Source organism: Bacteroides caecigallinarum (assembly GCF_016901995.1).
GTDB classification, from domain to species: domain Bacteria; phylum Bacteroidota; class Bacteroidia; order Bacteroidales; family Bacteroidaceae; genus Phocaeicola; species Phocaeicola cellulolyticus.
Map to the genome: position 1 here is coordinate 13742 of NZ_JACJLE010000015.1, position 24868 is coordinate 38609.

Here is a 24868-nt window from a genome sequence, read left to right on the forward strand (position 1 = left end):
ACAATCATTTCTTTTCGTTTGAGAATGAATATGGAGCATCTGTCAATTCTATACCACGTTTCAGATTAGGCTTACTATCCATCTGAATATCAATGGTACAGCCCTTCATAAGTTCCGAATGATTAATATAGTTCTTCGAATAATCAGTGCCGTTCCACTTCATATTCCGGATATACTTATTATCATCGTTATTTCCGTTCGCATTGATAACAACTTCATTGCCGTTTTCAAGATGCAGCACTGCTTTCTTAAACAATGGAGCTCCCAATACGTACTCATCTGTTCCAGGGCATACAGGATAGAATCCAAGTGCAGTAAACACATACCATGCAGAGGTCTGTCCGTTGTCTTCATCCCCACAATAGCCGTCAGGAGTGGCAGAATACATTCTGTTCATCACTTCCCTCAACCAGTATTGTGCCTTCCATGGCTGACCTGCATAGTTATACAGGTATATCATGTGTTGTATCGGCTGGTTTCCATGTGCATAGTTACCCATATTCATTACAGTCATCTCACGAATTTCGTGTATCACCTGACCGTAATAGCTTTCGTCAAACAATGGCGGTACAGAGAAGACAGAGTCAAGCATAACGACAAACTGTTCCTTGCCTCCCATCAGATCAATCAATCCTTGAGGATCGTGGAATACCGACCATGAATAGTGCCAGCTGTTACCTTCAGTGAAGGCATCACCCCATTTCAGCGGAGAGAAAGGTTTCATGAATTCTCCATTCTCATTACGTCCTCTCATCAGGCAAGACTCCTTATCAAAAAGGTTTTTGTAATTCATTGCACGTTTGGCATAAAGATTTACCTCTTTCTTAGGACGTTTCAATTCTTTTGCCAGTTTATAGATACACCAGTCATTATAAGCATATTCCAAAGTACGTGCAGCGTTCTCATTTATTTTTACATCGTAAGGTACATATCCCAGTTTGTTGTAATATTCATATCCCAGACGTCCTGTAGAAGAGATTTCAGGATGTACATTATTTGTACCATGAATCAATCCTTTATAGAGTGTTTCCAGATCTTCCACTTTCACACCTTTCATATATGCATCTACCAATACAGAAGCCGAATTGTTTCCTATCATACATCCTCTATGTCCCGGGCTTGCCCATTCAGGGAAGAATCCACTTTCCTTATAAGTATTGATCAATCCTTCCTGAATTTCTTTGTTGACAGACGGATACATCATGTTAAGCAAAGGGAACAGACATCTGAATGTATCCCAAAAGCCTGTATCTGTGTACATATATCCTGCAAGAACCTTACCGTTATAAGGACTATAATGAACCACCTGTCCGTCTTTATCTATCTCATAGAACTTTCTAGGGAAAAGCAATGATCTGTAAAGGCATGAATAGAAAGTCCTGTACTGGTCAAGGTTTCCACCTTCTACCTCTATCCTTCCAAGGACATCATTCCATGCGTCTTTTCCCTTGGCAACGATAGTATCGAAACTGTCATTACCCAATTCCTTCAGATTTATTTCTGCCTGTTCGTGGCTTATAAACGATGAAGCCACACGGGCATGAACCTTCTCTCCTTTTTTAGTACTGAATCCAATAACGGCATACACATGGTCAGCATGTTGTTCTTTAGCCTTTTCGTCCAGCTTTCCATCTGCCACTGTAGCAGTATAGGTAAAAGGTTTGTCGAACTCTATAACAAAATAGTTCTTGAAATTATCAGGCACTCCACCGCTGTTTCTTGTAGTGTATCCTATAATCCTGTTCTTATCGGCATCAACTTTTATATATGGGCATTCCTTAAATTCGCCTTTATGGAATGCATCAACCACGATGTATGATTTTTCATTCTCTGGGTATGTAAATCTGAACATTGCAGCTCTCTCAGTAGGAGTCAACTCCGTCACTACATCATGTTCCGCCAAATACACTTTATAATAATAAGCTTTAGCCACTTCACCCTTATGAGAGAACCAGCTGGAACGTTTTTCCTCATCAAACTCAGGTTTGCCTACAACCGGCATTATAGAGAATTGTCCATAGTCATTTATCCAAGGACTTGGCTGATGTGTCTGTTTAAAGCCCTTGATTTTATACGCATTATAGGTATATTGCCATCCGTCACCCATTTTTCCTGTCTGAGGTGTCCAGAAATTCATACCCCAAGGTCTGGCTATAGCCGGATAAGTATTACCTGTTGACAATTCGAAAGACGACTGGGTTCCTACCAATGGATTTACATAGTCCGCATAATTACTTGCATATGCTGCAAATGCTATGCATAATAGAAATATAGGCAGCAAAAGTTTTTTCATGGTTATTGATATATTAAGTTTATAATTATTTTTCTGCAATCACGCCCCATTTTGTAGGTTTGTCGGTCATAGTAAACTCTATGACACCACCTTTCATAATATCTTTATGGTTGATGAACGGTTTCTCTAAAGCGACACCATTCAATTTTACAGATTTCACATAGCAGTTTTCACGACTTACATTCTTTGCTAATATCTTAAAAACCTTATTTTCAGCAAACCTTATTTTCATTTCCGAGAACATAGGAGTACCTATCTGATATTCCCCAGATACTGGATTGACAGGATAAATTCCCATTGCACTCATTACATACCAAGCCGACATCTGTCCGCAGTCCTCATTTCCACATAATCCGTCAGGCGAATTCTTATATAATTCATGCATTATTTCAGAAACATATTTCTGCGTTTTCCACGGGCTGTCAGTATAATTATATAGATAAGCCACATGATGACTAGGCTCATTTCCGTGAACATACTGACCTATCATACCTGTACTGAATATAGGAAGCTGTTCATTTTCTTTAGGAGTAAGTGTAAACATACTGTCCAATTTCTCTTCAAAACGTTTTTTACCACCTATCAACTCTATCAGTCCATCTACATCATGCTGCACTGACCACAAATACTGCCATCCGTTGCTTTCCGTAATGTGCGGTGTATATTCCTCTGGTTTGAACCCTGATATAAAATTACCCTTACTGTCCTTTGGTTGCATGAACGAAGAATTTTCATTGAATACATTTCTATAGTTCGAGGCTCTTTTATAGAAATTATCTGCAAGATCTTCCTTGCCCATCTTTTCTGCCATTATGGCTATACAATAATCATCGAATGCATACTCTAAAGTCTTTGACAACGACCAATTTTCGCTATTGTATTTATCTACAACATCATAAGGTATATACCCCATATTTTTATAAAGCCCTATCTGTCTGTAATCATCAAGATTTGCAGTTTTCACACACTCTTTCAATGCCGATTCTGCATCAAAATCACCTATACCTTTAAGGTATGCATCAACTATTACCGGAACAGAATGGTAACCTATCATCATATCAGTCTCACTTCCAAACATGTTCCACACCGGCAACCTTCCATTCTGCTCAGAAAATGCAATAAGGGATTTTACCATATCATTTACCCTTTTTGGCTGTATGATAGTAAATAACGGATGTGCCGCTCTATAAGTGTCCCAAAGAGAGAATGTGCTATAATTGGTCCATCCATCAGCCTTATGTATCTTTTTATCAGGTCCGTAATAGCTACCATCCACATCCCCATAAATTGTAGGTGCCAGCATGCTATGATAAAGAGCTGTATAGAATGTTACAGTTTCATCCATATCGCTGTTTTCAACTTCTATTTTACCCAAAGCATCATTCCACAGCTTTTTGGCTTTATACAAATATGAGTCAAAATCACTTTCCTGTGCTTCGGCCATAAAGTTTCTTTCAGCACCTTCCATACTTACACCGGAAATAGCTGTTCTTATCACAATCTGCTCATTTTCGGAAGTATTATAATTTATTCTGGCAACATATCCATGACCGTTCTCCTTGCCATCTTTAATTATCGGAGACTTATCGAGTTGCAAACTGTCAAACGGTCTTGAGAACTTGGTATAGAAATATATTTTCTGGTTTCTTGCCCAACCATTGGAATATCTGTAACCTTTAAGTGTTACCGAATCGACCTGTTCTATATATGAATCCTGTGTTTCATCCCAATTCATAGCTTTTTTCAGGTTAAGGAATATAGCAGATTCTGCCTTAGGAAATGTATATCTCTGTATGCCACACCTCTCTGTTGCAGTCAATTCCACATTAATTTTGTAATCTTGTAAGAACACTTGATAATATCCTGCATATGCACTTTCTTTTTCATGTGAGAATTTGGAATGAATTCCTAAAGGCTGTTCGGCTTCATTGTATGGCAGAGTTACAGGCATAAACGATATATCATAAAGATCTCCGGCTCCCGTGCCAGAAAGATGCGTATGACTGAAACCTGCAATAGTACTGTCCGGATAGAAATATCCGGCTATTCTGTCCCATCCAGGTAAACCGTTATCGGGACTAAGCTGTACCATTCCGAAGGGTACCTGTGCCCCCGGATAAGTATTACCTGTAAAATCCGTCCCTATAAAAGGATTCACAAACTGAGTATAATCTAAAATCTGATTACTCTCTTTTTCATTACATGACGAAACTGTTACAGCCGTCAAAGCCAGACCCACACATATAATAGTCAAATATTTCATATAAATAAAGTTACAGTTATCACATTAATAACAATTACATATAATTACGTTTTAAACGGTCATTGAAAAGAAGTCAAATGCCATTATAAAACATAATCTAGTCTAGCAATTTAAAATAAACAGCCTGTCCACCTCCACGCGCCATCTTTATATGCAAGGAGTCTTTATTACTCACTTTACAATGAGTTATTTTGTAGGAAGACGGATTTGTTTCCCAATCGGCATCATCGCCGTCTGCATATATCACAGCATCATAATAATATCCATCTTCCAGAAAGTCTAGTTTTATATCTATATCACGTGCCTGTTCATTTGTGGAAGCACCAAGGAAAAACTTATCCTTAGCTTTCCTCACTATTACTACATATTCGCCAGGCTCACCGTCTAAAGCCTTAGACCATTCACAGTCCGGGTCAAAATCACGGAAAAACTGGAATGCTGGATGACCTTCATAATTCTCTATCATATCCGAAGCCATCTGAAGTGGCGAATACAATATAACCCAATTGGCTATCTGTTTTGCCAATGTAGTATTTACACGACAGTCTTTACTGTCTTTCATATTCCACTTTTTCCTGTCAGGAGAGTTTTTTATACGCTCATAAGTAATATCAAATATTCCCGGAGTATAGTCCATAGGCCCTGCAAGCAATCTGGTAAATGGCAATATAACATGATGTGAAGGAGGATTGCCATCACTCCATGCATTCCATTCCATACCTCTGGCACCTTCACGAGTCATCATATTAGGATATGTCCTGCGAATACCGGTATCTTTTATCGGTTCATGCACGTCAAGTGTGGTATGATACTTGGCTGCTGTTTCCACAACTTTACGGTAATGACGTACATTAAACTGTCCATGATGATTATGACCATTAGGAAGTCCGCCGGCATAGCCTGTCTTTACAGCGTTTATACCCATGTCAGAATACCATTTATAGGCATTGTCAAGCTGGCGCTCATAATTCAATATGTTTCCACCTGTTTCATGATGTCCTATTATCCTAACTCCTTTTTTATTAGCATAATCCACAAGTTCTTCTATATTGAAATCATCATATGGAGCTGTATAATCAAAATGTTGTGTACCTCCCCAGTTTTCCCAACCTTTGTTCCACCCCTCATACATAACAGCATCAATGTTATTCTCAGCTGCAAAATCTATATAACGTTTTGCGTTGGCAGTTGTTGCACCATGTCTTTTACCTTCATACCACGTTTCCACCCCTAAATGCATACCCCACCAGATACCGATATATTTCATTGGCCGAATCCAATCCGTGCTTTCCAATTTACAAGGCTCGTTAAGATTCAAAATCAATGAAGAGTTTATCAAATCCACGGCTTTCGAACCAATCTGAACAGTCCTCCACGGAGTTACAAATTTTCCTCCTGCAATCTTAACCTTTATCCCATCAGGCCATGGTGCAAGTTCCGATTTGAAAGTTGTACCTTCAATACGTTTCAATGTCATCTCAGGAAAATCCGTAAGAGCTGCTTCATGAATACTTGTATAAACACTTCCGGACTTAAAGGTAATCGGAGTATTGGCGTTCTCTATCTCGCTTAACGATTTGTTTCTATATAATAATTCATAAGTTTCAAAATTGGCAGGTATTGACCAGGATTTGCCATCTTTTGCAATATTGAATTCTGTAAGTTCATCAATAATAAACAGGCTGTCAACATCACGGACATCGTATTCGTATCTGAAGCCAACACCATCATCAAAAGCCCTGAAACGTATGGTCAGATCTACTTGTTTACAATCTGAAAGTCTGACTGCCATCTCATTATATTTATTCCGTATGGTTTTATTTTCTCCCCACGGTTGCGTCCATGTTTCATCAGCAGAAGTATGTTCTACACCGTTTATCTTAAGATGAGATGATAAAGAAGCACCATACAAGTCCCTAAACCCCATTACTGAAGGAAGAATCAGAACACTGTCTTTCACTTTTATCTGATATGTAGGCTTATTTTCATTATTTACAGTAAAAATCACATTAATTGTTTTATCCGGTGAAGACACTTCTGTTTTTCCTCCGGAACAAGCATAAATAAAAAAAGACAAAACGGCAAGTAATGTTATTTTATTCATAATATAAAGATTTTGATTTATAAAGGGTTAACTAATCAAATGGTTTTAAGATATTATTGTTCTTGTTATTTTTACATTAAAAATAATAGCAAAAAACCATTGTACATAAAAAAGACAAAATAATAAGTATTTCAGTGACTATTATTTTCAGGGCTCTGTGCTTTTCAATTCATTTCCAATATCAGCAACGTTTTAAAAAAACTCATATATGCAAATATACTATTTTAATTTATTATTTACAATAATAATCCTAGAGAACTATTAAAAACAAAGACAGCATAATAAAAGCATATATTCTCCGAAATGTTCATATACAGATTTAAAAACCTATTAAACAGCGTTTAAATACATTTTAAAATACTATACATTCCACTGTTGGGCGATAAAAACGGAGAGTTTATCCATAATTTTATATAAAACTGACGGAAATGTTCTGTTTAGACAAAAAAACTTTCTACTTTTGCAACTTGTAACATAGAAATCATTTGCAAATGAAAATAAGAATATTACCATCTTTAGTTGCCGGCATAATGACGGCTACATTTTTTTTATCTTCGTGTCTGGGAAATGATTACGAAGAAATAGAGTATCCTTCTACATCTAGTATCACATCATTTTCTATCGGTACACTACACCAGACATTCTATGTGAAAAGTTCGAAAGGGGAAGACAGTGTATATACAGATACAGTGAGCTATGCTGATGTCCCTTTTACCATAGACCAAATCAACAGAAAAATATATAATAAGGACTCTTTGCCTAAAGATGTTGACATAACGAGAGTTGTGGCAAGTATTTCTGCAGATTATGCGGCTGTATATTACGTAAAGAATGATAAAGACACAATATGGACAACCGCCGACTCACTGGATTTCAGCAAACCGGTGACATTCAAGGTAATGACTTTCAATCCTACACTTAACCAGTTTGATTTTGGAGCTCCATACGTAGTAAGCGTTAATGTACATAAACTGAATCCGGATTCTCTGGTTTGGAAACATTTCGAAAACAATAAATTTGCAAACGGTACTACTTATGCCAGACAAAAGGCCGTTTACACTAACGAAACTTTATATGTATTCGGTGAAACTGCAGATGGAAACGTACTGGCAAATAAGGCATCAGTAGAAAGAGGTAATATATCCAGCTGGGCAGAAATTACACTTCCTGCCGGTACAAACATTTATTCAGCTACAGCTTTCAACAATAATATTTATTTCGTAGCAAACAGAGAATTATACTTTCTGGAAAATCAATTCACTAAAATCGGCAATTCTACCGGATTGACTAATCTGATTTCTGTCAGCAACGGTAAGCTTTTGGCATACAAAGGTAATGAGAATAAAGTAGTTACTATCGATTCTGAAGGAAATGAACTGACAGAAAGTAATTTTGTGAACGGGAATAACCTGAACGGACGTATGTCTGCCATATCAATGCCTTCATCTCACAATAAGGATTTATGGAGAACCATCGTAATGACAAACAATATCGGGACATCCGAAGCAGATTCTACTGCTACAGTATTCAGCTACATTTCAAATGACACAGAATGGGTGAAATATCAGCCAAACAACCCTACTACATGCCCTAATCAGGGAAATATCTCTATGATTACTTACGACGGCAAAATATATGCATTCGGTGAAGATTTCGATTATTTCTATACTTCAAACGATAACGGACTGAATTGGAATCAGGAAACCGGATACATGGTGTTCCCATCTGAAAACAAAAACGGAATAGACAAGCTTACAACTTACCGCGGAAACGGAAGCTACTCTGCTGTAGTAGAGGAAAATGGTAACAAAGGCTCGTTTATCTGGTTCATATGGGAGGACGGAAGTGCTACCAGAGCACTCCTGAACAGACTTACGCCTAAGGAATGATTATTAAAACAAAGAACAAGATGCTATATAGAGAAAAAATAGATAAAACCAGAATACCCGCACACATAGCAATAATAATGGACGGTAACGGCAGATGGGCTAAGGAAAGAGGTCATGCCCGTACGTTCGGTCATCAGGCTGGTGCGGAGACTGTACATATAATAGCAGAAGAATCAGCCAGACTTGGTGTGAAATTTCTTACCCTATACACTTTCTCGACAGAGAACTGGAACAGACCTGTTGACGAAGTGGCCTCCCTTATGAGTCTGCTCATGGATTCGATAGAGGAAGAGACTTTCATGAAGAACAATATTAGCTTCAGAATTATAGGTGATACATCAAGACTTCCGAAAGATGTACTCGACCGTCTGAAAAAATGTATTGAAAATACATCACGCAATACCGGCATGTGTCTGACTCTGGCTTTAAGCTATTCTTCAAAATGGGAAATAACAGATGCAATGAAACAGATTGCAGGAAAGGTAAAACGAGGAGAATTGTCTGTAGATGAAATAACAGACAAGACCATCGACAGCCATCTGGCAACTAATTATATGCCTGACCCTGAACTACTGATCAGAACAGGAGGAGAAATAAGACTGAGCAACTACCTTTTGTGGCAATGTGCCTACTCTGAGCTTTATTTCTGTAACACCTACTGGCCGGATTTCAAGGAAGAAGAGTTATGTAAAGCCATCTGCGATTATCAAAGCAGAGAACGCCGATTTGGAAAAACTAGTGAACAATTATAATATTAAGCAATGAGATACCGTCTTTTACTCATATCTATGATGACCATGGGCTTGTCTTTCGTATATGACAAAGGATATGCCCAGGATAATACTACCGAAAACGATAAACCTGTAATTCTATACAACGGTTCGCCAAAGAAATACGAGATTGCGGATATAAAGGTTACAGGCGTGAAAAACTATGAAGATTATGTACTTGTAGGAATTTCAGGTCTTGCTGTTGGACAGACCATCACTGTGCCTGGCGACGACATTACTGGAGCCGTAAAGAAATACTGGAGGCACGGATTGTTTTCGGACGTAAAAATCTCGGCAGACAAGATTGAAGACAACAAAATATATCTGCATATCGAGCTGAAACAACGCCCGCGTATAACTGACATACGTTTCTATGGGGTAAAGAAGAGCGAGCGTGAAGATTTGCAGGCAAAACTTGGATTGGTAAAAGGTAGTCAGATTACACCAAACCTGATAGACCGTGCAAAAATCCTAATCAAGAAGCACTTTGACGAAAAAGGTTTCAAAAATGCTGAGGTAAACATCATAGAAAGAGAAGATACAGCCAACGTAGAACAGGTATATGTAGATGTGAACATTGACAAGAAGGAAAAAATCAAAGTTCACCAGATTACAATAGACGGTAACACTGTCCTGACAGACAAGAAGCTTAAAAGGGTAATGAAGAAGACAAACGAAAAAGGCAAACTAGTAAACCTTTTCCGTACAAAGAAATTCATCGAAAGCAACTTCGAGGCTGACAAGCAGCTCATCATAGACAAATATAACGAACTTGGTTACCGCGACGCTCTTATCGAAATGGACAGCGTCAGCCAATATGACGACAAAACTGTAAACATCTACATGAAGATATACGAAGGTGATAAATATTACCTGAGAGACATTACATGGGTGGGTAATACAGTTTATCCTTCGGACTTGCTGAGCGAACAGCTTAGAATGAAGAAAGGTGACGTTTATAACCAGAAACTGCTTAACGAACGTATCAGTGGAGACGAAGACGCCATCGGTAACAACTACTATAACAGAGGATATGTGTTCTATAACCTCGATCCTGTGGAAGTAAATATAGACGGTGACTCTATCGACCTGGAAATGCGTATCACAGAAGGTCCGCAGGCTACTATCAGCCACGTACGTATAAACGGCAACGACCGTCTGTATGAAAACATTGTTCGTCGTGAGTTGAGAACCCGTCCGGGTGACCTCTTCAGTAAAGAAGCTCTGGAACGTTCATATCGTGAAATTGCACAGATGGGACACTTCAACCCAGAAAACATTCAGCCAGACGTACAGCCTAATCCACAGGACGGTACGGTTGATATCAACTGGGGACTGGAATCAAAGGCCAACGACCAGGTGGAATTCTCTGCAGGTTGGGGACAGACAGGGGTTATCGGTAAACTGAGTTTGAAGTTCACCAACTTCTCATTTGCCAACCTGTTCAGAAAGAATGACAATTACCGCGGTATCCTTCCTCAAGGAGACGGTCAGACACTTACAATCAGTGGTCAGACAAACGGTAGATATTATCAGTCGTACAGCGTTTCGTTCTTCGACCCATGGTTCGGAGGAAAACGTCCTACATCTTTCTCTGTATCGGCATTCTACTCTGTTCAGACTGACGTCAGCAGTAACTACTATAACTCGGCATATATGAACAACTACTATAACATGCTTTACGGTTACGGTAGCTATTACAACAACTATTACGGCAACTACTATAATAACTACGAATCTTACTACGACCCTGACAAATCTATCAAGATGTTCGGTGCGTCAATCGGTTGGGGTAAGCGTCTGAGATGGCCTGACGACTATTTCACTATCTCGGCTGAGTTGTCTTACCAGAGATTCATGTTGAAAGACTGGAGCTACCTGTACATCAAGCTGAACAACGGACAGTATATGAACACAGGTAACTGTAACAACATCAACCTGAACCTGACACTTGCCAGAAACTCTACAGACAACCCTATCTTCCCAAGATACGGTTCTGAATTCTCGGCATCGGTATCGTTCACTCCGCCATACTCACTGTTCAGTAAAAAGGATTATTCTACTTACGGAAAAGATAACTACGAAGAAGCTGCAAGCATGTACAAGTGGATTGAATACCACAAATGGAAATTCAAAGCAAAAACTTATACAGCATTGCTGCCTATACAGAAATGTCCTGTATTGATGACACGTACTGAGTTCGGTATCTTAGGTCATTACAACAAATACAAACGTTCTCCGTTCGAAACATTCTATGTGGGTGGTGACGGTATGACAGGATATAGCTACAACTACGCATCAGAAACTATCGCACTCCGTGGTTATGAAAACGGTTCATTAACTCCATACGGTAGCGAAGGTTATGCATACATCAGACTTGGTGCTGAGTTGAGATACCCGCTTATGCTTGAAAATTCAACAAGTATCTATGCTTTAGGATTTGTGGAAGCAGGTAACGCCTGGACAGATGTGGCTGACTTCAACCCATTCCAGTTGAAGCGTTCAGCCGGTGTCGGTGTTCGTATCTTCCTTCCAATGATCGGTATGATGGGTATTGACTGGGCATATGGTTTCGACAAGATAAACGGCTCAATGCAGTATAGCGGCAGCCAGTTCCATTTTATAATCGGACAGGAGTTCTAATATTAAGAGAACAAGGTCTCAGTTACAAGTTGATAGAAAGGTTCTCCATCCGGATGGCAACCTTGTCAACTTGTCAACTAACTTAAGAACTAACAAACTCAAAAACTCAAATATTATGAAGAAATTGTTTCTATCACTGCTGATAATTATGTCAGGCATAGTAGCAGCACATGCACAGAAATTTGCACTCATAGACATGGAATTCATTCTGAAGCAAATCCCTTCATACGAACAGGCCAACAAGCAAATGGAAACCCTGTCAAAACAATGGCAAGCAGAAGTTGAAGCCAAGTCAAAAGAAGCAAAGGCACTGTACGAAGCATATCAGAAATCAGCATCAGGCTTGAGCACTGAACAAAGGACAGCCAAAGAAGAAGAAATAATTGCCAAGGAAAAGGAAGCTGCTGAATTGAGACAGACATACTTCGGTCCTCAAGGCGAAGCAATGAAGAAAAGACAGGAGCTAATTTCTCCAATACAGGATGCAATCTACAATGCTGTAAAAGAAATAGCTACACAGAAAGGATATGATGCCGTAATCGACAGGGCTTCGGCACAAAGTATGATTTTTGCATCTCCGCGCATTGATATTAGTAATGAAGTTCTTTTGAAATTAGGATATTCAAAATAATTTTATACATTTGCAACCGAAAGAAAAACACACGTAATAAACTAAGAATATAACAATAAAATAGAAAACAAAGATTATGTTGAAAAAATTAGCATTATTGCTTATGCTCGTTGCACCAATGAGCATATTTGCACAGAAGTTCGGATACTTCAAATCAGAATCAATTATCTTGGTAATGCCTGAATACGCAAAAGCTCAGACTGATATCCAGGCTTTGCAGAAACAATACGAAGATGAAATCAAGCGCGCTTCTGACGAGTTCAACAAGAAATTCGCAGAATTCCAGCAGGAACAGAAGAACCTTCCTCAGAACATCCTTGAACGCCGTCAGAAAGAGCTTCAGGAACTTTCTGAAAAAGGAATGCAGTTCCAGCAGGATGCTCAGCAGCAGCTGCAGAAAGCTTACGCTGACATGATGAACCCTATCTACGAAAAGATGGAAAAAGCTGTTCAGGCTGTAGGTAAGGCAGGTGGTTATGTATTCGTATTCGACTTGAACCGTACTGATATTCCTTACGTTGACGAAACTCAGGCTAAGGATATCACAAACGATATCAAGACTAACCTTGGAATAAGCTTGACAGCTACTCCATACGTGCCACAGGCTCCTGCTACACTTCCAGCAGCTCCCAATACAAACAAATAATTAAAGAATTTATAAATTAAACATACCGGTGAGGAACCTGTTCACACAAATGCCGTGTTTACAGGTTCTTCACCTTTTAATTTTATTTGCATGCCATATTTAATTAATCAGATAAAAGGACCAATAGGAGTTTTTGATTCCGGATACGGCGGACTAACCATACTGAAAGAAATAAGAAAGCTGTTGCCCGAATATGACTTTATGTACTTGGGTGACAATGCACGCACTCCTTATGGAACACGTTCGTTCGAAGTCGTGTATGAGTTTACTCTACAAGCTGTCATAAGACTTTTTGAACTAGGGTGTCCGTTAGTTATTCTGGCATGTAACACAGCATCAGCAAAAGCTCTTAGAAGCATACAGCAAAACGACCTACCTTATCTTGATAATTCCAGAAGAGTGCTTGGAGTAATACGACCTACAGCCGAAAGTATCGGTAAAGCAACCGTAAGCAGACATGTAGGTATATTGGCTACATCAGGGACAATAAAATCTGAATCTTATCCGATGGAAATAAAGAAACTGTATCCTGATATAAAGGTTACTGGTGTAGCATGCCCTATGTGGGTACCACTGGTAGAGAACAACGAATTCGACTCGGATGGAGCTGACTTTTTCGTAAAGAAGTACATAAACGAACTTTTGGAAAAAGACAATCAAATAGATACAATAGTACTGGGATGTACCCACTATCCGTTGCTTATAGACAAAATAAGGGAATTTACTCCTGACGGAATAAGAATAATTACTCAAGGAGAATACGTGGCAGACAGTTTAAAAGACTACCTGAAAAGACATAAGGAAATAAACTCCAGATGCACAAAAGGAGGAAATTGTCAGTTTCTCACTACAGAATCTGTAGAAAAATTCAAAGAATCAGCATCAATCTTCCTACATGAGGATGTTTCAGTGAAGAGTATTACACTGGGGTAAACAGATTGGTTTTACAGTAACCTCTTGCTAAGATATCTTACCGGATACCACACTGAGATAAAGCCAATCACAAGTACCGTAATAAATATAAGTACTACATCCCAAGCATGAACACTTACAGGATAAGAATCGACAACAAAACTGCCGGAATTTCCCAATGATATTATTCCATATTCCTGCTGCACAAGACAGAGAATCAATCCCAAGATTACTCCTGCAACAGCACCAATAAATGATATCATCCTTCCTTCAAATAGAAATATCCTTACTATCTGATTGTCGGAAGCTCCAAGGTTTCTGAGTGTCTGAACATCGTTTTTCTTGTCAATTATAAGCATGGACAATGAACCTATAACATTGAAACATGCTATCATGAGTATAAAGGTCAGGAATATATACGAAATAAGCTTTTCTATCTCCATTATTCTGAATGTATCAGCCTGCTGCTCGTATCTGTCCTGCACATAGAAGTCTTCGCCCAGAATTCTTTTTATCTTTGAGATTACATCCTTCTCGTTAGCTGTTGGATGAAGACGTAAGTTGACAGCCGAAACCTCTTTATCATACTGAAACAAATTGCGTGCAAAGTCAATTGATGTCAGAATATATGAGCCATCATATTTCTCCTGATTTACAGTAAAAGTCAGTCCTGAAGAGAAAAGGTCATCACTTACAAAACTGCTCATTGGATTAGCCATGTTTATTTTTGCTCCACGCTTTGGAGCATAAACTTCAAGAGGATCAAGGAAACGGATACCCGTACCTAATGTGGAAAGCAACTGCAAGCCAGGAATAGCATAATCCGCAACTTCGTCGTGAAGAATAAGTTCGCCACGGCCAAACAATATACTGTCTATTGGAGTAAGCTTATCAAAGTTATCCTCTACTCCTTTTATAACTGCCATTACCTGTCTCCCTTTATATTGCACCATTGCATTATCTTCAACAGACTCTGAATAGACGGCTACCTCAGGCATATTTTTAATCTGCGACAGAACAGGCAGACTACCGTCAAACACTTTTCCTTTGACTGAAGTTATCTTCACCTGAGGATCAAATGCAGTGAAGAATGTTGCCACCATATCCTGGAAGCCATTAAAAACAGAAAGTGTGCAGACCATTGCTAATGTAGCCAAAGCAACTCCGCACACAGAAATACCTGAAATTACATTTATTGCATTATGCGATTTCTTCGAAAACAAATACCTTTTAGCGATGTAAAAAGGGAAATTCACGGCAATTAAATTTTATCAGTAATACGACAAGCCTCTATTATTTAAGAAGCTGATCTATCTTTTCAGCATAATCCAAAGAATCGTCGATAAAGAACTTCAGCTCCGGAATTATACGCAGCTGATGACGCACGCGTCCTCCGAGTTCAAATCGTATTGCTTTGGCATTTGCATTAATATTCTTTACTATCTCTTCTGCCCTTTCCGACGGGAAAATACTTAGATAAGCACGAGCATAACTCATATCTGGACTGATTCTCACTACGCTGACAGATACCAATACGCCAGGCATTGATTTTGTCTGTGCCAAAAATATTTCGCTCAATTCTTTCTGAATCAGTCTGGCAATTTTATTTTGTCTGGTTGTTTCCATAAAATTATTTCTATTTTTTTCTTATTATTGTAAGACCGTCACGCATTGGCAATATCACCTTTTCCACCCTGTCGTCTGCCGCTACCAAGTCATTAAATTTCTTAATTCCTATAGTCTGCAAATCGGTGTGATGCGGATTTTCCTCAAGAACATGACCATCCCATAAAGTATTATCTGCCAGAATATACCCACCACTTCGAAGCTGTTTCAATATCATTTCGTAGTATTCCACATAGAAACGTTTGTTACCATCCATAAATGCCAGATCGAATGTTATATCCAGTGTAGGTACTATCTGCATTGCATCACCTATGTAGAACTTTATCTTGTCGGAATATGGCGAATTTTCCAACCATGGACGTGTAAAGTCCTCTTGTTCATCATTAATCTCGAAAGTGTGAAGCATAGCTCCATCCTCTAGTCCTTCAGCCAGACAAAGGGCGGAATATCCACTGTATGTTCCTATCTCAAGAACCTGTCTTGGGCGAATCATTTGGACAAACATCTTCAACATTCTACCCTGAAGATGTCCTGAAGCCATACGGGGACGCAGTAGTTTTACATGCGTCGCCCGATATAATGCTTTCAGATAATCTCCTTCTTCATCAATATGCTGAAGTATATAATCGTCCAGAGCGTCCGTTTCTTTCATTATATTGATTATAAATAACGGTTCTTGTTAGGAAGAACATAATCTTCTGCATGTTCAAGAACATCGTTCACCTGATTGATTTCAAGGAATGAAGTCTTTGTACCTGCCTTACCACTACTCAAATATGCCACCATATCATTGCCGGACAATACTCCATCGTTTATCAGCTTACGAAGAGCAGTAAAATAATATTCCTGTCCGTTTGCCTTCTCTGGCATATAGATAGCTTCTACACCATACGAGAGAGCAAGATGACGCATTGTCTTTTCCTTATAACAGATAGCCAATACAGGATGCTTTCCACGATATGCAGCAAGGCTGCGAGCTGTCAAACCGCTGAAACTGTCTGTAATGATAGCGTGTATAGGCATTAGGTTAGTAGCACGTACTGCCGATTTTGCAAGGAATCCTGTTACATCTGCATTTTCAGGAGTAAGACGAATCTGAATATCGTTTTCTTCCATTTTATCCTTTTCTGCCTGAGCAGCAATCTTAGCCATAGTCTTAACTGCTTCAACAGGATACTTACCATATGCAGTTTCACCACTTAACATCAAAGCATCTGTACGATAATAAATGGCATTTGCAATATCGGTAACTTCAGCACGTGTAGGACGTGGATTATTAATCATAGTATGAAGCATCTGAGTTGCAACGATTACCGGTTTACGTGCAAGAATACACTTCTTGATCAACTGACGCTGAATACCAGGAATGCGTTCCTGTGCCACTTCAATACCAAGGTCACCACGGGCAACCATCACACCGTCTGCCACTTCAAGGATTTCATCAATATTGTCAACACCTTCCTGATTTTCGATTTTTGCAATAATCTTTATATCACTGTTGTGAGCATCAAGAATTTCACGAATATCAAGTACATCCTGACGATTACGTACAAATGAATGTGCAATAAAGTCAATATCTTTTTCTATAGCATAAAGAATATTGTTACGGTCTTTTTCAGTCAATGAAGGAAGGTTGATACGAACTCCAGGTACGTTCACACTCTTACGGCTTCCCAAAGTAGCATCGTTCTGTACTTCGCAGAACAGAGTTGTCTCATTCTTATCGACAACTGTCAATGCCAAATCACCATCATCAATAAGAACAGAAGCGCCCACTGACAAATCGTGAACAAAATTCTTATATGTAACAGAAATACATTCTCTTGTAGTTTCCTGATCCGGATTTCCTACGATCTGTACTTTATCACCTATTTTAAAATCGATAGGACCTTCTGCGCTTGCAGTTGTACGCACTTCAGGACCTTTTGTATCCATCAGAATAGCTATACGGTTAGAAACTTGGCGCACATTGGATATCAATTTTTCGAAACCTTCACGGCTGGCATGCGCTGTGTTCATACGAACAACATTCATACCCGCATTAAAAAGATCTCTGATAAAATCCACTTCACAGCGCAAATCTGAAATGGAAGCAACGATTTTTGTTTGTTTAAGCATCATAATAAAAAAACTATTATACCTGTTTTACATTATTTCGAATTTAAAAAAGCTTCGACAGCCAACCTGTATGAGTCAAGCCCGAAACCACATATTACTCCACGGCAAGCACATGATATCATAGACTTATGTCTGAATTCTTCCCTGGTATGGACATTGGAAATATGTACCTCAATGGCAGGAGTAGTGACAGCCCGCAAAGCATCCTGAAGCGCTATTGATGTGTGCGTATAAGCTCCGGCATTCAAGATTATGCCATCATAAGAAAATCCCACTTCATGGATTTTATTGATCATTTCACCTTCCACATTCGACTGGAAATAGTCAAATTCTACATTCGGATACAGCTGAGACAGTTTCTTATAGTACTCTTCAAAAGAAACAGCCCCATAAATGGAAGGCTCACGTTTTCCCAATAAATTTATATTCGGGCCATTGATAATTTGTATTCGCATCGTTTATTTGATATAAACTTTTTGTACCTTTGTAATAATATGGTGCAAAGATAATAAAAAAGAATGAATAAACAGGAAGTTAACGGACAAATTATAATAAAGTATAGACAATATCTAAGACTGGAAAAGTCACTGTCAGACAATACGGTCATGGCCTACACCAACGACCTGGACAAACTTTTATATTATCTTGAAGAAGAAAAAATAAACATCCTTGACGTTTCTCTTGAAGACCTAGAACACTTCAGCGCCGGTCTGAGAGACATAGGCATCAGTCCGCGTTCACAAGCAAGAATACTGTCAGGCATTCGTACATTCTTTCATTTCCTACTGATTGAAGACTATATCCGTCAAGATCCGTCGGAGCTGTTAGAATCACCTCAAATCGGGAAACATCTGCCCGACATTCTGAGTGTAGAAGAAATCGACAACCTTATAAGTGCCATCGACAGAAGTACAAGAGAAGGACAGAGGAACTGTGCAATACTTGAAACACTGTACAGTTGCGGACTTCGTGTTTCAGAATTATGCAACCTGAAGATTTCCGATTTGTATCTTAACGACGGATTTATAAGAGTAGAAGGAAAAGGAAGTAAGCAAAGACTTGTTCCAATATCCCCAAGAGCCATCGAAGAAATAAAGAATTATTTTATCACGAGAAACGAGGGACTGATAAAACCGGGATATGAGGATTTTTTGTTTATCAGCAAATTCGGCAAAAACATTTCAAGAATAATGGTGTTTCATATAATAAAAGAACTGGCTGATAAAATCGGATTAAAGAAAAGCATAAGTCCGCATACTTTCAGACATTCATTCGCCACACACCTGCTGGAAGGTGGGGCAAATTTAAGAGCTATTCAGAGTATGTTAGGACATGAAAGTATTGGCACAACCGAAATTTACACCCACATTGACAGACGAAAACTTAGGGATGAAATAATAAATCATCATCCCAGAAATAACAAAAAATTACTATAAACGGGGTAGAAACTATCATTTTTAAGCATTTTTCAGTCATGATAGAGTAAAAAAAAGGACAAATATGGACGACACTATATCTTTTTTCGTATCTTTGTGGCGACTGAACATATTAAAAAGACAAATTTATATAATTATACAAACCTAATTTTTAAAGATCATGATTAAGAAGTTGTATTTGCCTATCGTGGCATTATTAGTTCTTGCTTTCTCTTCATGTAGCAAGATGGGAGAATTGTCTTCTGACTACTTCACTACAAATCCTGAAGTTTTGGAAGCTGTTGGAGGTAAAGTTCCTGTAACTATCACAGGTAAGTTCCCTGAAAAGTATTTCAAGAAAAGTGCAACTGTTGAAGTTACTCCAGTTTTAAGATGGGAAGGTGGCGAGGCTAAAGGTCAGCCAGCTATGTTCCAGGGAGAAAAAGTACAAGGCAACAACCAGACTATTTCTTACAAGGCTGGTGGTACTTACACTATGAAAGCTTCTTTCGACTATGTTCCAGAAATGGCTAAATCTGAACTTTATCTTGATTTCAAGATTAAGAAAGGAAGCAAAGAATACACAATCCCTTCAGTTAAAATTGCTGATGGTGTAATCGCTACCTCAGAACTTCCTACAGTAGCTTCTGCTAACGCTGCTAACGCTGCTGATGCATTCCAGCGTATCATCAAAGAAGCTAAAGAAGCTCAGATTATGTTCTTGATCCAGCAGGCTAACCTTCGTTCTAGCGAATTGAAAACAGAAGGTATCAAAGATTTCCACAAACAGGTTGCAATCGTTGCTGGCGACACTAAGAACTATAAACTTAACAACATCGAAATTTCTGCTTACGCTTCACCTGATGGTGGTGTTAAACTGAACACAGGATTGGCTGAAAACCGTCAGAATAACACTGAAAAATACATGAAACAGCAGTTGAAGAAAGGTAAGATTGAAACTACAGTTGACACTGAATACACAGCTCAGGACTGGGAAGGTTTCCAGGAATTGGTTTCTAAATCAGACATCCAGGACAAAGATCTTATCTTGCGTGTTCTTTCAATGTATCAGGATCCAGAACAGCGTGAAACTGAAATCAAGAACATCTCTTCAGTTTACAAGACATTGGCTGACGAAATCCTTCCTCAGTTACGTCGTGCTCGCTTGACTGCTAACTATGATGTTATCGGCCGTAGCGACGAAGAAATCAATGCTGCATTCGATTCAGATGCATCAGTATTGAGCGTAGAAGAACTTTTGTATGCTGCTACTTTGACTAACGACAACGCTCGCAAAGAAGCTATCTACAAGAAGACTATCGAAATGTATCCTAACGACTATCGTGCATACAACAACCTTGGTGAAATGGCATACGTATCAGACAAAGCTACTGCTGAAAAATACTTCAAACAGGCTGCTAGCAAAAACGCTAACGCTCCTGAAGTTAACACTAACCTTGGTTTGATCGAATTGTCTAAGGGTAATGTTGCTAACGCTGAAACTTATCTTGCTAAGGCTACAGGTGCTAACACAGCTAACGAAGCTCTTGGTAACTTGTATATCAAACAGGGTCAGTATGACAAGGCTGTAGCTGCATTCGGTGATACTAAGACTAACTCAGCTGCTTTGGCTCAGATCTTGGCTAAAGACTACAACAAAGCTAAGAATACTTTGACTGCAGTTAAGAATCCAGATGCTTACACTGACTATTTGATGGCTATCGTTGGTGCTAGAACTAACAATGCTGACTTGGTTAAGACTAGCATGGCTAAGGTTGCTCAGAAAGACGCTGCTCTTGCTGCTAAAGCTGCAAACGACCGTGAATTTGCTAAATATGCAAACGAAATCAAATAATTAGATAATTATTAAATCTATATTATTAAGGCTGGGACCAATTGTTCCAGCCTTTTTTTTTGTAAATAAAATACTGTATAATTCCGACTTTACATCATTTTTATGTATTTTCGCAGAAAACAAACTATAATTTTATGAAAATACTCTACAAAGCTATATTACTATGCACTCCTATCGTATTAACATCATGCGGTGGTGGCGACATGTTTACATTAAATATTGAATTAAATAATAAAGAAGAAAAAAACATATACGCCATATATGATGATCCTATAGCTAAAATAGATACCATAAAATTAAATGAAGGAAAATTCGAATATACATTCTTACCAGATACGATAACATTAATGAGACTTGTAAATGACTCAGGTCTCTATGTTCCTGTTTTTGCCGATAAAGGATGGAAAGTAAACTTTAAAGGTAGCTTCTCAAAGCCTCAGATTACTGGTAACGGTCCGAACGACGAGCTTCAGAATTTCAGAAATCTTATCAATAAAGACACAACAGACATAAGCTCCAAAGCTCAAGATTTCATTCTATCAAACAGAGAATCATATGCATCAGCATATATATTCAACCAATATTTCATACAAAGTCCTAATCCTGACCTGCAAAAGCTTAACGAAATCATAACGCAGATGGATGGACATATAAAAGACTGCAGAATTGTAGATATAACACAAAAGATATTATCCGATAATAAGGAAGAGAAATCAGAATATCTGAATTACTTTTCCTGCAAAGACAGGAGCGGCAAATATGTATCATGGAGCAGCAAAGAAGAGCTTTACACACTAGTAAATGTATGGGCTTCATGGGACGAACAAAGCAAATCTATAAGAGATTCACTATACATAAAAATAAAATCACTGCCTAAAGAAGAATTCAGAGTATTGAATATATCAATCGACTTTGATAAATCAGAATGGGAAAAACATTGTAAGAAGGAAAATGAACAATGGATTGAAACATGCGACTTTGAAGGATGGCAAAATGTTATAGTGAAACAAATGAACATATCCAAACTGCCATACAATATACTGGTTACAAAGAACAGAAAGATCATCACTTCATGCATATATGGTGATGAACTTGTTCAAAAAGTTAAGGATCTGATACAGGAAAACAAGAAAAAGAAATAATCAATTATGCTTGTAAAGCTATACGGAGCCGCAGTTCAAGGCATTGACGCAACTATAGTAACAATAGAGGTCAACAGTTCAAGGGGAATAAAATTCTTTCTTGTAGGACTTCCTGACTCTGCCGTAAAAGAGAGTCACGAAAGAATCATGTCGGCATTGAATGTAAACGGATATAAGATTCCCGGATGCCAGATAGTTGTCAATATGGCACCGGCAGACATCCGAAAAGAAGGTTCATCATACGACCTTCCATTGGCCATTGGAATAATGGCTGCAACAGGTATCGTATCGTCTGAAAAGCTTGGACAGTATCTAATTATAGGAGAACTCAGTCTGGACGGAAGCCTTCAACCTATAAAAGGAGCCTTGCCTGTAGCTATAGCGGCAAGAGCTCAAGGATTCAAAGGCTTTATACTACCAAAACAGAATGCACGCGAAGCCGCCGTAGTGAACAATCTGGATGTTTACGGCGTAGATAATATAAAAGAAGTAGTTGACTTTTTCAACGGTACACATAATTTAGAACCAACAATAGTACATACGAGAGAAGAATTTTACCAAAACCAAAGTGATTTTCCATTCGATTTTGCTGATGTCAAAGGACAGGAAAACGTAAAACGTGCTCTGGAAGTAGCAGCCGCTGGAGGACACAACATCATAATGATAGGTGCTCCAGGTAGCGGAAAGTCAATGATGGCAAAAAGGTTGCCAAGCATATTACCGCCACTTACTTTATCAGAAAGTCTTGAAACCACTAAAATACATTCCGTTGCAGGTAAATTAGGCAAAGACATATCACTGATAGCAACAAGGCCTTTCAGAAGTCCTCATCACACCATATCACAGGTGGCAATGGTAGGTGGGGGTACTAACCCTCATCCGGGAGAAATCAGCCTTGCACACAACGGAGTTCTTTTCTTAGACGAACTCCCTGAATTCAACAGAAGCGTATTGGAGGTTCTAAGACAACCGTTGGAAGACAGACATATCACAATATCAAGAGCCAAATATGTATTGGACTATCCTGCCAGTTTTATGCTTGTTGCCTCAATGAATCCATGCCCGTGCGGCTACTATAATCATCCTACGCGCAACTGTGTATGTTCACCAGGGCAGGTACAGAGATATCTTAACAAAATATCCGGTCCTCTTCTTGACAGAATAGACATACAGGTAGAAATAGTTCCTGTCCCATTCGAAAAGATTTCCGAACGTGAAAAAGGTGAAAGTAGTGCAGCTATAAGGGAAAGAGTAATTAAGGCGCGTAAAATCCAGGAAAAAAGGTTTGAAAAGGAAAAGGGCATACACTGTAATGCGCAGATGACCTCATCACTCCTGCATATACATGCACAACCCGATGCCCAAGGTCTTAACCTGCTGAAAAATGCAATGACAAGATTGAATTTGTCAGCACGTGCCTACGACCGTATTCTTAAGGTATCAAGAACAATTGCAGACCTTGAAGGCAGTCAGGAAATACTGTCATCACATATAGCAGAAGCTATAAGCTACAGAAATCTTGACAGAGAAAACTGGGCCGGATAAGACCTAATCCGGAGCTTTTATTAGGCTTTCATCTCATCTTCATTGAGAATAAAACTAGACAATGTTATTTTCTCCGGCTTAACCATAGGAGCTTTTCTGTATTTACATGATTCAAATATACATGTACTGCATTTAGGCTTCTCAAAAATATCACACGGATCAAGATGTAATGTCAGCTGTACCTTCTCATTATATCTGTCCGTCAGTACACTCTTTAGTTTCTCACCAGACTTGTGTCCCTCCGATACAGTATAATACCATGGAACAGTAAGGTCACAATCTATATATATACAGTTTCCGGATTTTATAACCTTGGTATTATGTATATCTACCCACTCGGGTTGCCTGTTGTCATTAAGCAGTTCTGCCAACTCTTCCAACAGTTTGTCATCTGCAGTATCAAGCAATCCTGCAATAGTATTTTTCAATATAGAAACTCCGGTTATTATAATAATCGATCCGAAGATAAGAGCCAACACACTATCTATCCATGCAAGACCTGTAAAATACAATACTAACAGTCCGGCTACAAGTCCGATAGTAGAATAAGTATCCGACTGCAAATGCTTTCCTCCAGCCACCAGTGCCATAGAACCGTATTTTTTACCAGTCTTGATACTATAATATCCCATAAGATAATTCAATACACCAGACACTGCAACAATTACTATACCTATGTCCAGTTTCTCTACTTCTGCAGGAACAACAAGTCTCTTAATAGCCTCGTATATAATCATGGCTCCAGCCACACTAATCAGGATTCCTTCTACCGATGCTGATATAAGCTCTATTTTTCCGTGTCCGAAAGGATGTTCCTTATCACCCGGCTTGGCTCCCCATCTGAGACAATACAGACTTATAAGCCCAGCCACGACATTTACTATACTCTCCATGGCATCAGTCAATACTCCCACAGAGTTAGTAACAAAATAAGCAATGAATTTACCTATAAGTATAAGTCCAGAAATAAGGACTATACGTTTCTGGACCTTGAGTTTTATCTGTTCTTCATTCAT

The 24868-nt window shown here is 38.8% G+C and carries 19 protein-coding genes; 10 read left to right on the forward strand and 9 right to left on the reverse strand.

Translation table 11 applies throughout. From position 1 onward, the window contains the following. Positions 1 to 4 precede the first annotated feature (4 nt). The 3 genes from H6A61_RS05470 to H6A61_RS05480 form a co-directional block, all read right to left on the reverse strand. Positions 5 to 2293 (reverse strand): GH92 family glycosyl hydrolase, encoded by a 2289-nt coding sequence (locus tag H6A61_RS05470; RefSeq protein ID WP_154043804.1) that lies wholly within the window; start codon positions 2291 to 2293, stop codon positions 5 to 7. 25 nt (positions 2294 to 2318) lie between these two features. Next, a complete protein-coding gene (locus tag H6A61_RS05475; protein ID WP_204391798.1) occupies positions 2319 to 4556 on the reverse strand; it encodes a GH92 family glycosyl hydrolase in 2238 nt (745 codons plus the stop codon). 97 nt (positions 4557 to 4653) lie between these two features. After that, positions 4654 to 6660 carry a glycoside hydrolase family 97 protein gene (locus tag H6A61_RS05480; RefSeq protein WP_204391800.1) on the reverse strand — a complete coding sequence of 669 codons (2007 nt, stop codon included), beginning with the start codon at positions 6658 to 6660 and terminating at the stop codon, positions 4654 to 4656. Positions 6661 to 7151: 491 nt separating this feature from the next. Between H6A61_RS05480 and H6A61_RS05485 the strand changes: the two genes are divergently transcribed. From H6A61_RS05485 to murI, 6 genes are all read left to right on the forward strand, one after another. Beyond that, a complete protein-coding gene (locus H6A61_RS05485) occupies positions 7152 to 8549 on the forward strand; it encodes a DUF6242 domain-containing protein (protein WP_204391802.1) in 1398 nt (465 codons plus the stop codon). Continuing rightward, positions 8546 to 9301 (forward strand): isoprenyl transferase, encoded by a 756-nt coding sequence (locus H6A61_RS05490; RefSeq protein WP_262897243.1) that lies wholly within the window; start codon positions 8546 to 8548, stop codon positions 9299 to 9301. The genes H6A61_RS05485 and H6A61_RS05490 overlap by 4 nt, the downstream gene beginning before the upstream one ends. A gap of 45 nt (positions 9302 to 9346) precedes the next feature. Continuing rightward, the gene (gene bamA, locus H6A61_RS05495) at positions 9347 to 11962 is read left to right on the forward strand and encodes an outer membrane protein assembly factor BamA (RefSeq protein WP_410549061.1); all 2616 of its coding nucleotides are present in this window, start codon (positions 9347 to 9349) and stop codon (positions 11960 to 11962) included. Positions 11963 to 12077: 115 nt separating this feature from the next. Next, positions 12078 to 12593, forward strand: a complete 516-nt coding sequence (locus H6A61_RS05500) for an OmpH family outer membrane protein (RefSeq protein WP_204391806.1) — start codon at positions 12078 to 12080, stop codon at positions 12591 to 12593. 76 nt (positions 12594 to 12669) lie between these two features. Further along, the gene (locus H6A61_RS05505; RefSeq protein ID WP_154043797.1) at positions 12670 to 13239 is read left to right on the forward strand and encodes an OmpH family outer membrane protein; all 570 of its coding nucleotides are present in this window, start codon (positions 12670 to 12672) and stop codon (positions 13237 to 13239) included. Positions 13240 to 13329: 90 nt separating this feature from the next. Further along, on the forward strand, positions 13330 to 14172 hold the full coding sequence (murI, locus tag H6A61_RS05510; protein WP_204391808.1) for a glutamate racemase: 843 nt from the start codon (positions 13330 to 13332) through the stop codon (positions 14170 to 14172). A gap of 11 nt (positions 14173 to 14183) precedes the next feature. On the opposite strand, the gene H6A61_RS05515 is transcribed toward murI, so the two are convergent. The 5 genes from H6A61_RS05515 to aroQ are packed head-to-tail and all read right to left on the reverse strand — an operon-like array spanning position 14184 to position 18350. Next, positions 14184 to 15407 (reverse strand): FtsX-like permease family protein, encoded by a 1224-nt coding sequence (locus H6A61_RS05515; RefSeq protein ID WP_204391810.1) that lies wholly within the window; start codon positions 15405 to 15407, stop codon positions 14184 to 14186. Positions 15408 to 15444: 37 nt separating this feature from the next. Beyond that, positions 15445 to 15777, reverse strand: a complete 333-nt coding sequence (gene rbfA / locus H6A61_RS05520) for a 30S ribosome-binding factor RbfA (RefSeq protein WP_154043794.1) — start codon at positions 15775 to 15777, stop codon at positions 15445 to 15447. Positions 15778 to 15787: 10 nt separating this feature from the next. Then, positions 15788 to 16429, reverse strand: coding sequence for an O-methyltransferase (locus H6A61_RS05525; protein WP_154043793.1), 642 nt, complete (start codon positions 16427 to 16429; stop codon positions 15788 to 15790). A gap of 8 nt (positions 16430 to 16437) precedes the next feature. Next, the gene (gene pyk, locus H6A61_RS05530) at positions 16438 to 17898 is read right to left on the reverse strand and encodes a pyruvate kinase (RefSeq protein ID WP_154043792.1); all 1461 of its coding nucleotides are present in this window, start codon (positions 17896 to 17898) and stop codon (positions 16438 to 16440) included. 29 nt (positions 17899 to 17927) lie between these two features. Then, positions 17928 to 18350, reverse strand: coding sequence for a type II 3-dehydroquinate dehydratase (aroQ, locus tag H6A61_RS05535; protein ID WP_154043791.1), 423 nt, complete (start codon positions 18348 to 18350; stop codon positions 17928 to 17930). Between the two features lie 63 nt (positions 18351 to 18413). On the opposite strand from aroQ, the gene xerD reads away from it, so the two are divergent. The 4 genes from xerD to H6A61_RS05555 all read left to right on the forward strand — a co-directional run bounded on the left by xerD (position 18414) and on the right by H6A61_RS05555 (position 23852). Beyond that, complete coding sequence (gene xerD / locus H6A61_RS05540) at positions 18414 to 19331, forward strand: site-specific tyrosine recombinase XerD (protein ID WP_204391813.1); 918 nt, start codon at positions 18414 to 18416, stop codon at positions 19329 to 19331. A 160-nt stretch (positions 19332 to 19491) separates the two neighbouring features. Then, on the forward strand, positions 19492 to 21165 hold the full coding sequence (locus tag H6A61_RS05545) for a hypothetical protein (protein ID WP_204391815.1): 1674 nt from the start codon (positions 19492 to 19494) through the stop codon (positions 21163 to 21165). 134 nt (positions 21166 to 21299) lie between these two features. Beyond that, on the forward strand, positions 21300 to 22307 hold the full coding sequence (locus H6A61_RS05550) for a thioredoxin-like domain-containing protein (RefSeq protein ID WP_204391817.1): 1008 nt from the start codon (positions 21300 to 21302) through the stop codon (positions 22305 to 22307). Positions 22308 to 22313: 6 nt separating this feature from the next. Next, positions 22314 to 23852, forward strand: a complete 1539-nt coding sequence (locus H6A61_RS05555) for a YifB family Mg chelatase-like AAA ATPase (RefSeq protein WP_204391819.1) — start codon at positions 22314 to 22316, stop codon at positions 23850 to 23852. A 20-nt stretch (positions 23853 to 23872) separates the two neighbouring features. Here H6A61_RS05555 and H6A61_RS05560 read toward each other — a convergent pair whose 3' ends face one another. Next, the gene (locus tag H6A61_RS05560) at positions 23873 to 24868 is read right to left on the reverse strand and encodes a cation diffusion facilitator family transporter (protein WP_204391821.1); all 996 of its coding nucleotides are present in this window, start codon (positions 24866 to 24868) and stop codon (positions 23873 to 23875) included.